The sequence below is a fragment of the Corallococcus llansteffanensis genome, assembly GCF_003612055.1.
GTDB lineage: Bacteria > Myxococcota > Myxococcia > Myxococcales > Myxococcaceae > Corallococcus > Corallococcus llansteffanensis.
Window position 1 is genome coordinate 1 of sequence record NZ_RAWB01000296.1, and the last position, 12417, is coordinate 12417.

Below are 12417 nucleotides of genomic sequence, written 5' to 3' on the forward strand. Positions count from 1 at the left end.
GTCCGCCTCCTTCTCCGCCCTCGCCCTCGTCCTGGTCCTCGCGGTGGATGAACATCACCACGTCGGCGTCCTGTTCGATGGAGCCGGACTCACGCAGGTCCGACAGCATGGGCTTGCCGCCCTTGCGCTCCTCCACCTTCCGGTTGAGCTGGCTGAGCGCGATGATGGGCACCGCCAGCTCCTTGGCCAGCTGCTTGAGCGCGCGGGAGATTTCGGCCACTTCCAGCTGGCGGCTCTCCACCTTGCCCTTCTGGTGCATGAGCTGGAGGTAGTCGATGACGAGCAGCGACAGGCGCGGGTCCTTCTGCTTCACGCGCCGCGCCTTGGCGCGCAGGTCGAACGGGGACAGGCCACCGGAGTCGTCGATGTAGATGGGCGCGTTGTAGAGCGCGCCCGCCATCTCCTGGAACTTCTCCTCGTCGTGCGGCGACAGCCGGCCGCCTCGCAGCTTCTTCATGTCCACGCGCGCGGTGGACGCGAGCAGACGCATGAGGAGCTGATCCGCGGGCATTTCCAGGCTGAAGATGCCGACCGCCTTGTTCTCCTTGAGGGCCGCGTGCACCGCGATGTTCATCGCGAGCGACGTCTTGCCGATGCCGGGACGCGCCGCGAGGATGATGAGCTCGCCGGCGTGCAGGCCGGTCAGCTGCATGTCCAGGTCGATGAAGCCCGTGGACAGGCCCGTCACGCCCGTGGACGCGGCCTTCATCTTGTCGAGCAGGTCGAGCGTCTGCTCCATCAGCTCGCTGACCGGACGCAGGTCGCCTTCGCGCTTCTTCTCCGCGAGGAGGAAGACCTTGCGCTCGGCCTCGTCGAGCAGGACCTCCAGCTCGCCCGTCTCCTGGCTGGCCAGGTCCTGGATCTCGCGGCCCACGTTGGCCAGGCGCCGGCGGATCGCTTGGTCCTTGACGATGTTGGCGTACTGCACCGCGTTGGCCGCCAGCGGGACGACCTGATCCAACCCCATCAGGTAGGCGGGGCCGCCCACCGCGACGAGCTGCCCGAGGATCTTCAGCTCCTCCGCGAGCGTCAGGTGGTCCACCTGCTTGCTCTGCGCGTCCAGCCGCATCATCGCGGTGAAGATCTGCGCGTGCGAGGGACTGGAGAAGTCGTCCGCGTGCACGACCTCCGCCACGGGCGTGATGAGCCCGTTGTCCGCCAGCACGGCGCCGAGCACCGCGCGCTCCGCGGCCAGATCCTCGTGGACCCGCCGACCTTCCCTACCGTCCAGGACGTTCTGCATGGCTGCTTGGAACCTCTACAGGGAGCCTCTGACACGTTCCAGAGCCCGTCCAGTTTACAGGCAACAGACCTGTAGCATCCCATCGGGGCAGGAAGGCCCCCGGCCCCGGTGTACTCCCCAGGGCCCCTGCACCCGGACGCGGGGTGAACCCAGGCGCCCGGCGGCGCTCACTCCGCCGCGCCCCACTGCTGGAGGAAGGCCTCGCGGTAGGTCCGGCTGAGGATGACGGTGGTGCCGTCCTTCAGGACGAGGATGCCGTCGCCATGGGTCCACGGCTCCAGGCGGGCCACGGCGTCCAGGTTCACCAGGTCCCCCCGGTGCACGCGCACGAAGCGGGCGGGGTCCAGGCGCTCCTCCAGGGCCCGCAGCGTCTGGCGCACCAGATGCTCGCCCTGGTCGGTGTGGAGGCGCACGTACTTGTCCTCCGACGACAGGCGCCACACGGTGTCCAGCCGCAGCGGCACCCAGCCCTCGCCCACCTTCACCACCAGCCGCTCCAGGGGGCGCTCCGGACGGGCCCGGGCCACCGTTGTCAGCAGCGCGCCCAGGGAGGCCTCATCCCGCCCTCCCGCGCTCAGGAGCGCGTGGGCCTTGTCGAGCGCCCGCGCGAAGCGGCCGGCGTCATAGGGCTTGAGCAGGTAGTCCGCCGCGTGGGCCTCGAAGGCCTGGAGCGCGAAGCGCTCGTAGGCGGTGGAGAAGATGACCGCCGGGCAGGCCTCCGGCCCCAGCGCCTCCAGCACCTCGAAGCCGGTGAGCCCGGGCATCTGCACGTCGAGCACCACCAGGTCCGGCCGCAGCGACTCGATGCGCGCGAGCGCCTCCGTGCCGTCCGTGGCCTCGCCCACCGAAGTGAAGCGCGCGTCGGCCGTGAGCAGGCGCCGCACCTTCGCTCTCGCGGGCGCCTCGTCGTCCACCACCAGCACGCGGAACACCCTCATGACGCTCCTTCCCGGGGCAGCCACACCGTCACCCGGGCGCCGCCCTCTGGCCCCGCGCCGCGCGCAAGCCCCGCCCGGTCGCCATGCAGCAGCGCCAGCACCCGCCCCAGCTGCGCGAGCCCCACGCCCGGCCCCGCGGAAGGGGACGCGGCCCCGAAGCCGCGCCCGGTGTCCTCCACCTCCAGCGTCCAGCGTGGGCCCTGGGCGCGGCCGCGGATGCGCACCTCCAGCGGCGCGCGCAGGTCCTGGTTGTGCTTCACCGCGTTCTCCACCAGCGTCTGCAGCGCGAAGCACGGCACGCGCTCGGCCTCCAGCCCCGCCTCCATGTCCCAGCGCACGTCCAGCCGGTCCCCGAAGCGCGCCGCGAGGAGCGCGATGAAGCGCTCGGTGTGCAGCCGCTCCTCGCCCAACGTCCAGGTGGGCTCGGTGCGCTCCAGGCTTGCCCGCAGCAGCTGCCCCAGGTCGCTCAGGAGCCGGTCCGTGCGCGGCAGGTCCTCGTACATCACCGAGCTGATGGTGTTCAGCGCGTTGAAGAGGAAGTGCGGGTGCAACTGACCGGTGAGCGACTGGAGCTGCGCGGCCCGCAGCTCGCCCTCCAGCGACGCCGCGCGCAGCGCCCGCTTCTGGCGCTCCCGCCACGCGGCCATCAGCGAGATGAGCGCGCAGATGAGCGCGTAGCTGATGAGGTCCTTCTGGGCCTCCATCGGGAGCTGGTAGGTGGGCTCCCCGAAGTCATACGCCCCCAGTCCCAGGAACGCGTAGGCCCCATGCCGGAGGGCCGTCATCACCGCGACGTGGAGCGTGGTGAAGAGGGCGAAGGCCCCCAGGTGGATGCCCAGGAAGCGGCCCCAGCCCACGCGCAGGCCCGGTGCGTTGAGGACCGCCGTCATCATGAGGGGAAGCAGCGTCGCGACGGTGAGCGCGCTCGTCACCTCCCAGATGAACGCGGGGGCCCAGTGGCCCGGGTGACGGCTGGAGAGCTGCGACAGCCGCACCGCGCTGCCCTGCCACACCCCCAGGACCAGGCAGAACCCGAGCACCTTCAGCGCCGAACGGGCGCGCAGGCGCGGCCAGCGCCAGCGGACGGACGTGGACTCGGGCCCGGGTTCGAACACGACGCTCACCCCGCCGTCCTGGGGACCAGGGCGGCGGCCCGCGAAGGCCGGGCCTTCAGGCCGAAGAAGGGCCGCAGCCACGACACGCGCGAGACGCCCTCGCTCAGGGCCCACGTGACGGCGAAGGACACGGTGAGCACCGCGCCCAGGAGCGCCCAGGGACCCACGGGAAGACGCAGCAGGAGCAGGCCCACGATGAGGATGACCGTCTGGTGGAAGATGTAGAACGGGTACGACAGCGCCTGCGCCCGTTCGAGCCACGGCGCCGAGGCGCGCACATGCTGCCGCGCATGGCCCAGCACCGCCAGCAGCGTGCTCCAGAGGAAGACGCTCCCCACCACCATCTCCATCACGGGCGGAAGCGACTCCACCGCGATCGCCGCCACGAGCACCGCCACGGCGAAGGCCAGCATCCCGCGCCGCAGCGCCACCAGCCGTGTCCAGACCCCGGGGCAGCGGGCCATCAGGTGGCCGTAGAAGAACAACAGGCCGTAGTGCAGGAAGGTGCGCGGATCATCGCGGAGGGCGTGCGTCTCCGGAAAGTCGCGCAGCAAGACCCTGTTGAGCAGCAGCGGCACCACCAGCCACGCTACGTTCCACCCGCTGGACAGCCACGCGTCCGCGCGCGCGAGGAACCGTTCGCCCGGCGCCGTGCGCAGCGCCGCGAAGAGGGGCAGGGCCAGGAGGCAGTAGACGAACAGGTAGGCCACGAACCACAGATGGTGCCAGCTGAAGCTGCCGGCAGGGTAGGGCACGAAGTCGAACACCGTTGGGTAGAACGCGGCGTAGCTGCCCTGGAACTGCCCCCGGAACACCCGCTCCACGTAGATCTGCGGCGGCACCACCACGAACATGCCGAACACCAGCGGCAGGAGCAGCCGCCGCGTCCGGTCCATCGCGAAGGCGCCCAGCGTGCGCCGGCGCAGCGCGAACGCGGTGCCCGCGCCGGAGATGAGCATCAGGAGCGGCATCCGCACCAGGTGCAGCACCTCCATGGTGGGCTCCAGCACTGGCAGCGCGACGGGGCTCTTCAGGTGCCAGTCCCAGGTGTTGAACATCATCCCCGTGTGGAACAGGTGCAGCACCACGATGGCCAGCATCCGGAGCCAGTCCAGGTCGGGGTGGTGCGCTTCAGCGGGCGAAGGGGTGGGCGTGTGCATGCCCTGGAGATGCCCACGCCCGGCGCACGGCCACCACGCGGATGCCGTGGAGCGGACCGGGGACGGCGCGAGACGGACGGGGAGGGCGCCCCTTCCGCGCAAAGCAAAAGGGCCGCCCGGTCTCCCGGACGGCCCCTTCGCTTGAACGACTCGGAAACAGGGTGATGCGATGGACTACTCGGCCACCACGTCGACCTTGATCTTCGCCGTCACCTCGCGGTGCAGGCGCAGCTCCACGTCGTAGCTGCCCAGCGACTTGATGGGCTCGGCCAGGTGCAGCTGGCGACGATCCACCTGCTGACCCTGGGCCGCGAGCGCCTCGGCGATGTCCAACACCGTGACGGAGCCGAAGAGCTTGTCCTGCTCGCCGACCTTGCGCTTGATGGTGACCTTGACGGCGCCAAGCTTCTTGGCCTGCTCGTCCGCAACGCCCTTGAGCTTGGCGCTGCGAGCGGTCTGCACGGACTTCTCGTGCTCCAACTGGCGCAGGTTCTGCTCGCTCGCCAGCACGGCCTTCTTGCGCGGCAGAAGGAAGTTGCGGCCGAAGCCGTCCTTCACCGTGACGAGCTCGCCGGACTTGCCGAGATTGTCGATGTCCTCACGCAGAATGAGCTTCATGTTCAGTCTCCTGGGGGACCCGGCGGCTAGCCGACGACCGCGTTGTAGGGGAGGAGCGCGATGCCACGGGCGCGCTTGATGGCGATCGCCACCTCACGCTGGTGCTTCGCGCAGTTGCCGGAGATGCGGCGGGGGATGATCTTGCCGCGCTCGGTGACGAAGTACTTGAGCGTCGCCTGGTCCTTGAAGTCCACCGACGCGTTCTTCTCCGCGCAGAACCGGCAGACCTTCTTGCGGCCGAAGCCACGACCACCACGCTTGTCGTCGTCGCCACCCATGCCACCGCGGTCGCCACGATCGCCGCCGCGGTCGCCACCACGGTCGCCGCCGCGGTCACCACCACGGTCGCCACCGCGCGAACCGCCGCCGTAGCCACCGCCACCACCACCACCGGGGCCGCGGGAACCGCCAGCGCCCTTGCTATCCATGCCGTTGCTCATGAACGTTCTCGTTTCCTGGAAGGTTGGGGGAAGGACCCAGAAGGAGGCTTACGCCTCCTCGGGGGCATCCTCTTCCGCGTCGGGGCTGACGAAATCGGGGGCCTCGACGCTGCGGAAGCCGCCACCCTCGCGCTCCGCGGGGGCACCCGGACGGGTCTCCTCCACGTCACCGGCCAGCTTCAGGTCCTCGAGGACCGGACGCGTCTCCGGGTCCACCTCATCCGCGATCTTCACGGAGATGTACCGGGTGACCTCGTCGAGGTTGCGCAGGTTGCGCTCGATCTCCGCCACCAGCTTGCCGCTGCCCAGGAAGCTCGTGTGGACGTAGATGGCGCGGGGCTGCTTGGCCACGGGGAACAGGGTCTTCTTCTTCCCCCACACCGTGAAGCGAAGCACCTTGCCCTGCTCGCGGTCGACGATGCCCCGGACGCGCTCCTTGAGCTTGTCCACGGCGTCATCGGTCAGGTCCGGCTTGACCAGGAAGATGGTCTCATACTCACGAAGCCGCTTGGCGGCCTGCGTCTCTGCCATGTTTCTCTCCCCTTGGGGTCGAGTGCCCCCCGGACCATCCGGGGAGCGGGGAAACGGTTGCTGGCCCTCGAAAGGCCGCCACCGGGGATGGAAAATCACGCGCGCCCATCACCACCGCGCCTTTTCCCGCTCAAGAACACGGGGAGGAGGGGGCTTCTAAGAGGACCCCCCCGCGAAAGTCAAGCAATGCCCGGGGAGGGGGCGGCCGGCCGGCCGTCCTGGCGGGTGGTCAGGCCTTCCGGTTGTGGCGGTTCATCGCCGTGGTCAGCCCGTCGCGCACCCAGCTCTCCGCCATGTCCGCCGCCCGGGAGATGAGCTCCTCCAGCTGGCGGCGCTCGCCGTCGTCGAAGTTGGAGAGGACGTAGCCCGCCACGCGCTCCTTGGCGTTGGGGCCCTCCGGCTTGCCAATGCCCACCCGGACGCGGATGAAGGCGTCCTCGCCCAGGCTGGACACCAGGCTCTTGAGGCCATTGTGGCCGCCCGCGCCGCCGCCCGCCTTGAGCTGCAGCCGCGCGAAGGGCAGGTCCAGCTCGTCGTGGATGACGAGCACGTCCTGGACGGCGACCTTGTAGAAGCGCGCGGCCTCCGCGACGGAGCGGCCCGACAGGTTCATGAAGGTCTGCGGCTCCACGAAGAGGATGCGCTCGCCGCCCAGCGTGCCCTGGCCCACCCGCGCCTGGAACTTGTCCTGGGTGAGCTCCGCGCGGGCGCGGGCCAGCAGCGCGTCCACCACCATGAAGCCGATGTTGTGCCGGTGGCGCTCGTACTCGCGCCCGGGGTTGCCCAGCCCGCAGATGAGCTTCATGGAAGACTCCGTAAAGACCGCGGGGCAGGCCTTTGGAAAGGCCCGCCCCGCGAGGAAACAAGGACTGCCAGAAGGGGACTACTTCTTCGCAGGGGCCTTGGCCGCGGCCGCCGCGGGGGCCTTCGCGTCCGCCGCCTTCGCGTCGCCCGCCTTGCCCGTCGCCGCCGCGGCAGGAGCCGCCGACGTGATGGCCGCCGGGGCCGCCACTTCCGCCGCCTCGGGCGCCGCGAGGACCGCGATGGTGTAGTTGACGTTCGTCTTCACCGACACGCCCTCGGGCAGCTTCACGTCGTTCACGTGAATCGCCTCGGCGATCTTCAGGTTGGTGACGTCCACCTCAATCTGGAGCGGGATGGCGCCGGGGAGGGCCCACACCTCCAGGTTGCGGCGGATCTGTGAGAGCAGGCCGCCGTCCAGCACGCCCGCGGCCTTGCCCGTGAGGACGACGGGCAGGTTGACCTTCACCTGGTCCGTGTCGCGCACCGCGATGAAGTCCGCGTGCAGGATGTCACGGGTGAGGGGGTCCATCTGGTAGTCCTTCAGCAGCACCTGCTCGCCGCCGCCCTCCAGCTTGATCTGGATGAGCGTGTTCAGCTTGTGCGGGGTGTTGATGGCCGTGCGGATGGCCTTCGGATCCACGGAGATGTGCAGCGGCTTCGCCAGGTGCTTGCCGTAGACGACCGCGGGGACCTGACCCTGCGCGCGCAGGCGGCGGGCGGCGCCCTTGCCGGAACCTTCACGCGCCTTCGCCTCGAGGGTGCTCTTGTCGGTGGCCATGGAATGCTCTTTTCAGTGGGGGACTGCGGGTGCGGCTGGTTCCGAAGGGCGCCCTCGGCATCCCGCCACCATGGCGGGCCCCGAAGACGGCGCCCGGGCCGTGAAGCCCGTGGAACCAGCAGAGGGGGCCGGACATGCCAGCCCCAGGGGTGTCACGTCAAGCCGGCCGTCATCCAGGCGCTCCCCGGTTTGGCATCCGGGAGCCCGGGGAGCCGGAGGCCGGGCGTCAGACGAACAGCGAGCTCAGCGAATCCGCGCGGTGGATGCGCGCGATGGCTTCGCCGAACAGCGCGTCGGTGTGGAGCGCGCGGATCTTCGGGCACGCCTTGGCGTTGGGCGCGAGCGGCACCGTGTCCGTGAAGACGACCTCCTCCAGCACGGAGTCGGTGATGCGCTGGATGGCCGGGCCGGACAGGATGGGGTGGACGGCGTAGGCCAGCACCCGGCGCGCGCCCTTGTTCTTCAGCGCGGCGGCCGCCTGGGCGAGCGTGCCCGCGGTGTCCACCATGTCGTCCACCAGGATGGCGTCCTTGCCCATCACGTCGCCAATGAGGTTCATCACCTCGGACGCGTTCGCGCGCGGCCGGCGCTTGTCGATGATGGCCAGGCCCGTGTCCAGGCGCTTGGAGTAGGCGCGCGCGCGCTCCACGCCGCCGGCATCCGGGCTGACGATGACGACGTCGCTCAGCTCCGGGAACTTCTTGCGCATGTCCTCCAGGAACACCGGCGAGCCGTACAGGTGATCCGAGGGCATGTTGAAGAAGCCCTGGATCTGCCCCGCGTGCATGTCCATGGACACCACCCGGTTGACGCCCGCGACCTCCAGCATGTCCGCCACCAGCTTGGCGGTGATGGGGGTGCGCGCCGCGACCTTCCGGTCCTGCCGCGCGTACCCGTAGTACGGCATCACGGCGGTGATGGAGCCGGCGCTCGCCCGCTTGAGGGCGTCGCACATGATGAGCAGCTCCATCAGGTGCTGGTTCGTCGGCGGGCAGGTGGACTGGACGATGAAGACGTCCTGTCCCCGCACGTTCTCGCCGATCTCGACGTGGATCTCCCCGTCGGAGAACGTGTCGACGACCGCCTTGCCCAACGGGCGCTGGAGGTATTCGCAGATGCGCTGCGCCAACGCCGGGTTGGAGTTCCCGGCGAACACCTTGAAGTCACGCTGCTGCATGGGGCGCTGACTAACCCGTGCGCGCCCCGAAGGGAAGAACGTTAGTCGAGTTCCGCAGCCACGGGAGCGAGCGTCCCCGTCTGCGCCTGGTGGAGGTGTTTCTCGTACTCAATGAGGATGACCCGCTCCATCTGGCTCCGCGTGTCCGCGTTCAACGGATGGGCGATATCCTTGTAGGTACCGTCCTTCCGTTTTTTCGCGGGCATCGCGATGAAGAGCCCGGTGGAACCGTGGATCACCTTCAAGTCGCGCACGACAAAGCAGTGATCCAACGTGATGGTGACGTACGCCTTGAGCTTGTCCTCTTCGACCGGAAACACCCGGACGTCGGTGATGTTCATGGTCCCCCCCCGAACCCGAAAGGCCGGAGCTATGGGGAAGCCTGGGACAGACTGGTGGTGAAAAGCAAGCACCCCCTACCCGCCGCACCGGGTGACCGTTCACTGGAGGCGAGGGCTCAAGCCCCGAAGGGCCAGTGACTCACCAGGTGGGCGAGGAACGCCAGGTGGTAGACGACGATGATGGCGTAGACGACGGCGCCCGCGCGGATGGCGAAGCGGCTGGCCTTGAGCTTGCGGTGCAGGCACAGCAGGCACAGGCCCGCGTTCACGATGAGCAGCTTGGAGAACATGAAGAGCAGCGGTGAGTGCTCGTACGCCGCGCGCATCACCGGGTTGAGCTCCTCCGCCACCCCCAGCTGCAGGAAGAGCAGGGTGAACAACCCATCCATCAGGTTCAGCATCAACAACGCCACCGACGCGGGTGACATGTAGAAAGAAGCACCCTGCGTCCACGTCCCCGCCTGCATCCCGCTCGCCGTCGCCGCCACGCCCTACCCCCTGGTCCCGTCCATGCTGCCCGGGGCCCTCCCTATTCAATTCGCTTGCCAAGGCTTCCAGGGCTTCCCGGAAGCGGGCGGGCAGGCAGGGACGAATGGGGGGTTGGCAGGCTGGAAACGAAATTGACGGGAAGGGGTGGGTGCCCGAGATTGGCGCCGCATCCGACCCTCCCCGACGAGCGCCCATTGCATCAATTTCCCAAAGATATCGGGTGGATAGAGGTCATCTGCGGCTCCATGTTCTCCGGCAAGACGGAGGAGTTGATCCGCCGCGTCAAGCGCGCGCTGTACGGCCGCCAGAAGGTCCGCGTCTTCAAACCCAGGATCGACACGCGGTACGACGAGACGCAGGTGGTGAGCCACAGCCAGTTGAAATTGACGTCCATCCCGGTGGAGAGGGCTGAAGAAATTTTCCGGCACCTGCCCCCCGACATCCAGGTGGTGGGCATCGACGAGGTGCAGTTCTTCGGCGGCGAGGTGGTGCAGGTGTGCGAGGCGCTCGCCCACCGGGGCGTGCGCGTCATCTGCGCGGGGCTGGACCAGGACTACCAGGGCCGTCCCTTCGAACCGATGCCGCAGCTCATGGCGGTGGCGGAGTACGTCACGAAGGAGCTGGCCATCTGTGCGGTGTGTGGCAATCCGGCCAACCGCTCGCAGCGCATCATTGGAAGCGAGGAGCGGGTGGTGGTGGGGGCGGCGGGCGAGTACGAGCCGCGCTGCCGCAAGTGTCATGTAAGCGAACCCACGGAAGCCTCGCCCCCGCAGACGTTGAAGCTGTTCGACTGAAACCCCCTGGCGTTCGCCCCTCCTCCGGGGGCCGTCCGCTGTTGCTTTCGCCTGGAGCTGGATTCCGATGCGGGACACCCTGTACGCGAACGTGCCGTTCCGGCTGAACGAGATGACCCACCACTATGGACCGCAGGTCCACCTGGTGGGTAATCCGTTTCTCCTGTCGCAGCTGGCCACGCTGTGCGCGAAGGGCACACTGCAGCCGCAGATCAACCGGCTGGTGGAGCAGCTCTACGCGGACCTGGTGAAGACGGTCATCAACGCGGAGTTCCCGCGCAAGATGGTGACCATTCCCACGCGGATGATCGACTCCACGCCCCTGGGCATCTACCAGGGTGAGGTGGTGGACCCGCAGCTGCGCGTGGTGACGGTGAACATCGCGCGGGCGGGCACGCTGCCGTCGCAGGTGACGTACGACCTGCTGAACTTCACGGTGGATCCGTCGCTCGTGCGCCAGGACCACATCATCATGAGCCGGATGATCGACGCGGCCCAGGCGGTGGTGGGCTCGGAGATTGGCGGCGCGAAGATTGGCGGGGACGTGGACGACGCGTTCGTGCTCTTCCCGGACCCCATGGGGGCCACGGGGGGCAGCCTGTCCACGGCCATCCAGCTCTACAAGACGAAGGTGCCCGGCAAGGCCCGGCGCATCATCACGCTCAACCTCATCGTCACGCCGGAGTACCTGCGCCGGATGACGAAGGAGCACCCGGACGTCATCATCTACGCGCTCCGGCTGGACCGGGGCCTGTCTCCGCCGGAGGTGTTCGGCACGGCGCCGGGCCTGCTCTGGGACAAGGAGCGGGGCCTGGATGACCGGCAGTACATCGTCCCCGGTGGCGGCGGCTTCGGGGAGATCATGAACAACGCCTACGTGTAGACAAGGGAGCTCCCGGTGACGTTCCACGAGAAGGATGTCGGTGTCCTCATCTCCGAGGAAGCCGTGCAGGCGCGCGTGAAGCAGTTGGGCGCCGAAATCACCCGCGACTACCAGGGCAAGGAGCTGACGCTCATCTGCGTGCTCAAGGGCTCCGCGTTCTTCGCCATCGACCTGGCGCGCGCCATCGACCTGCCGCTCACGGTGGAGTTCCTGGGCGTGTCCAGCTACCACGGTGGCACGGAGACCACGGGCGAGGTGCGCATCACCACGGACGTGTCCAAGCCCATGGCGGGCAAGCACCTGCTCGTCATCGAGGACATCATCGACACGGGGCTCACCATGAGCTTCCTGCTGGAGAACCTCCAGGCGCGCCACCCCGCGTCGCTCAAGCTGTGCTCGCTGCTGGAGAAGCCCGCGCGCGCCCGGACGAAGGTGAACATCGACTACAAGGGCTTCGTCATCGACGACCTCTTCGTCGTCGGGTACGGCCTGGACTACGGGGAGAAGTACCGGAACCTGCCGTTCATCGGGATCTGGAAGAAGGCCTGAAGCAGGCGTCGCGGTGCCCGGGCGTCCCTCCCCACGGGGTGGGGGCCCCGAGGCGCCAGGGGCCCCACCCATGCGCCGCGGGCCGGCCGTGGGACCCTCCGCGCGTGGCTCGCCACGGTGCGCGTGCGCAGCATCTTCCTTGGAGGGCGCGAGGAGGCTGCGCATGCGTGAAGAGATGGTGAATGCGGCCCGACCGGCCCCCGCGGGCGGATCCGCCGCGATGCAGAAGTACCTGGCGGAAGGCGTGGGCACCTTCGTGCTGGTGCTCGGGGGCGTGGGCGCGGCGGTGCTGGCGGGCGACCGCATCGGCTTCCTGGGGGTTTCGTTCGCCTTCGGGCTGTCGCTGCTGGCGATGGTCTACACGGTGGGCCCCATCTCCGGCTGCCACGTGAACCCGGCGGTGACGGTGGGCCTGGTGCTGGCGGGCAAGTTCGACCGGCGCCACGTGGCGGGCTACGTCGTCGCGCAGTGCGTGGGGGCCATCCTCGCGGCGGGGCTGGTGCTGCTCATCGCGAAGGGCGCGCCAGGGGGCTACTCGCCGGGCGCGGAGGGGCTGG

At 68.9% G+C, this 12417-nt stretch carries 16 protein-coding genes; 4 read left to right on the forward strand and 12 right to left on the reverse strand.

Annotation, left to right across the window (positions count from 1 at the left end; genetic code table 11):
• The 12 genes from dnaB to D7V93_RS25305 all read right to left on the reverse strand — a co-directional run.
• A partial coding sequence (dnaB, locus tag D7V93_RS25250) for a replicative DNA helicase (RefSeq protein ID WP_120645832.1) occupies positions 1-1243 on the reverse strand: 1243 nt, incomplete at its 3' end.
• Between the two features lie 167 nt (positions 1244-1410).
• Positions 1411-2181, reverse strand: coding sequence for a LytR/AlgR family response regulator transcription factor (locus tag D7V93_RS25255; RefSeq protein ID WP_120645833.1), 771 nt, complete (start codon positions 2179-2181; stop codon positions 1411-1413).
• A complete protein-coding gene (locus D7V93_RS25260; RefSeq protein WP_244237502.1) occupies positions 2178-3305 on the reverse strand; it encodes a sensor histidine kinase in 1128 nt (375 codons plus the stop codon). The genes D7V93_RS25255 and D7V93_RS25260 overlap by 4 nt, the downstream gene beginning before the upstream one ends.
• Positions 3302-4456, reverse strand: a complete 1155-nt coding sequence (locus D7V93_RS25265; RefSeq protein ID WP_120645834.1) for an acyltransferase family protein — start codon at positions 4454-4456, stop codon at positions 3302-3304. The genes D7V93_RS25260 and D7V93_RS25265 overlap by 4 nt, the downstream gene beginning before the upstream one ends.
• Positions 4457-4630: 174 nt before the next feature.
• Entirely contained in the window at positions 4631-5074 is a 444-nt protein-coding gene (gene rplI / locus D7V93_RS25270) for a 50S ribosomal protein L9 (protein ID WP_120538058.1), read from the reverse strand.
• Positions 5075-5100: 26 nt separating this feature from the next.
• Complete coding sequence (gene rpsR / locus D7V93_RS25275; protein ID WP_120645835.1) at positions 5101-5514, reverse strand: 30S ribosomal protein S18; 414 nt, start codon at positions 5512-5514, stop codon at positions 5101-5103.
• Positions 5515-5562: 48 nt separating this feature from the next.
• Entirely contained in the window at positions 5563-6045 is a 483-nt protein-coding gene (gene rpsF / locus D7V93_RS25280; protein ID WP_120645836.1) for a 30S ribosomal protein S6, read from the reverse strand.
• 229 nt (positions 6046-6274) lie between these two features.
• Positions 6275-6850, reverse strand: a complete 576-nt coding sequence (gene pth, locus D7V93_RS25285; RefSeq protein WP_120645837.1) for an aminoacyl-tRNA hydrolase — start codon at positions 6848-6850, stop codon at positions 6275-6277.
• A 78-nt stretch (positions 6851-6928) separates the two neighbouring features.
• Positions 6929-7627, reverse strand: a complete 699-nt coding sequence (locus D7V93_RS25290) for a 50S ribosomal protein L25/general stress protein Ctc (protein WP_120645838.1) — start codon at positions 7625-7627, stop codon at positions 6929-6931.
• Positions 7628-7853: 226 nt separating this feature from the next.
• Entirely contained in the window at positions 7854-8804 is a 951-nt protein-coding gene (locus D7V93_RS25295) for a ribose-phosphate pyrophosphokinase (RefSeq protein WP_120645839.1), read from the reverse strand.
• A gap of 41 nt (positions 8805-8845) precedes the next feature.
• Positions 8846-9145 carry a septation regulator SpoVG gene (gene spoVG, locus D7V93_RS25300; RefSeq protein WP_120538064.1) on the reverse strand — a complete coding sequence of 100 codons (300 nt, stop codon included), beginning with the start codon at positions 9143-9145 and terminating at the stop codon, positions 8846-8848.
• Between the two features lie 116 nt (positions 9146-9261).
• Positions 9262-9612, reverse strand: coding sequence for a DUF5658 family protein (locus tag D7V93_RS25305; protein WP_120645840.1), 351 nt, complete (start codon positions 9610-9612; stop codon positions 9262-9264).
• A 216-nt stretch (positions 9613-9828) separates the two neighbouring features.
• On the opposite strand from D7V93_RS25305, the gene D7V93_RS25310 reads away from it, so the two are divergent.
• The 4 genes from D7V93_RS25310 to D7V93_RS25325 all read left to right on the forward strand — a co-directional run.
• Positions 9829-10428: a thymidine kinase gene (locus D7V93_RS25310; protein ID WP_120645841.1), complete on the forward strand. Its 600-nt coding sequence runs from the start codon at positions 9829-9831 to the stop codon at positions 10426-10428.
• A gap of 67 nt (positions 10429-10495) precedes the next feature.
• On the forward strand, positions 10496-11311 hold the full coding sequence (locus D7V93_RS25315; RefSeq protein WP_120645842.1) for a uracil phosphoribosyltransferase: 816 nt from the start codon (positions 10496-10498) through the stop codon (positions 11309-11311).
• Positions 11312-11326: 15 nt separating this feature from the next.
• Positions 11327-11860, forward strand: coding sequence for a hypoxanthine phosphoribosyltransferase (gene hpt, locus D7V93_RS25320; protein ID WP_120614219.1), 534 nt, complete (start codon positions 11327-11329; stop codon positions 11858-11860).
• 163 nt (positions 11861-12023) lie between these two features.
• Positions 12024-12417: aquaporin (locus D7V93_RS25325; RefSeq protein ID WP_208723144.1), on the forward strand; the 394-nt coding region annotated here is incomplete at its 3' end.

Excerpts from the sequence above, each read along its gene's own strand:
- pth (WP_120645837.1), bottom strand. The coding sequence starts at position 6,850 with ATGAAGCTCATCTGCGGGCTGGGCAACCCCGGGCGCGAGTACGAGCGC.
- rplI (WP_120538058.1), bottom strand. The coding sequence starts at position 5,074 with ATGAAGCTCATTCTGCGTGAGGACATCGACAATCTCGGCAAGTCCGGC.
- spoVG (WP_120538064.1), bottom strand. The coding sequence starts at position 9,145 with ATGAACATCACCGACGTCCGGGTGTTTCCGGTCGAAGAGGACAAGCTC.
- D7V93_RS25255 (WP_120645833.1), bottom strand. The coding sequence starts at position 2,181 with ATGAGGGTGTTCCGCGTGCTGGTGGTGGACGACGAGGCGCCCGCGAGA.
- rpsF (WP_120645836.1), bottom strand. The coding sequence starts at position 6,045 with ATGGCAGAGACGCAGGCCGCCAAGCGGCTTCGTGAGTATGAGACCATC.
- D7V93_RS25295 (WP_120645839.1), bottom strand. The coding sequence starts at position 8,804 with ATGCAGCAGCGTGACTTCAAGGTGTTCGCCGGGAACTCCAACCCGGCG.
- rpsR (WP_120645835.1), bottom strand. The coding sequence starts at position 5,514 with ATGAGCAACGGCATGGATAGCAAGGGCGCTGGCGGTTCCCGCGGCCCC.
- D7V93_RS25290 (WP_120645838.1), bottom strand. The coding sequence starts at position 7,627 with ATGGCCACCGACAAGAGCACCCTCGAGGCGAAGGCGCGTGAAGGTTCC.
- D7V93_RS25305 (WP_120645840.1), bottom strand. The coding sequence starts at position 9,612 with ATGCAGGCGGGGACGTGGACGCAGGGTGCTTCTTTCTACATGTCACCC.
- D7V93_RS25265 (WP_120645834.1), bottom strand. The coding sequence starts at position 4,456 with ATGCACACGCCCACCCCTTCGCCCGCTGAAGCGCACCACCCCGACCTG.
- D7V93_RS25315 (WP_120645842.1), top strand. The coding sequence starts at position 10,496 with ATGCGGGACACCCTGTACGCGAACGTGCCGTTCCGGCTGAACGAGATG.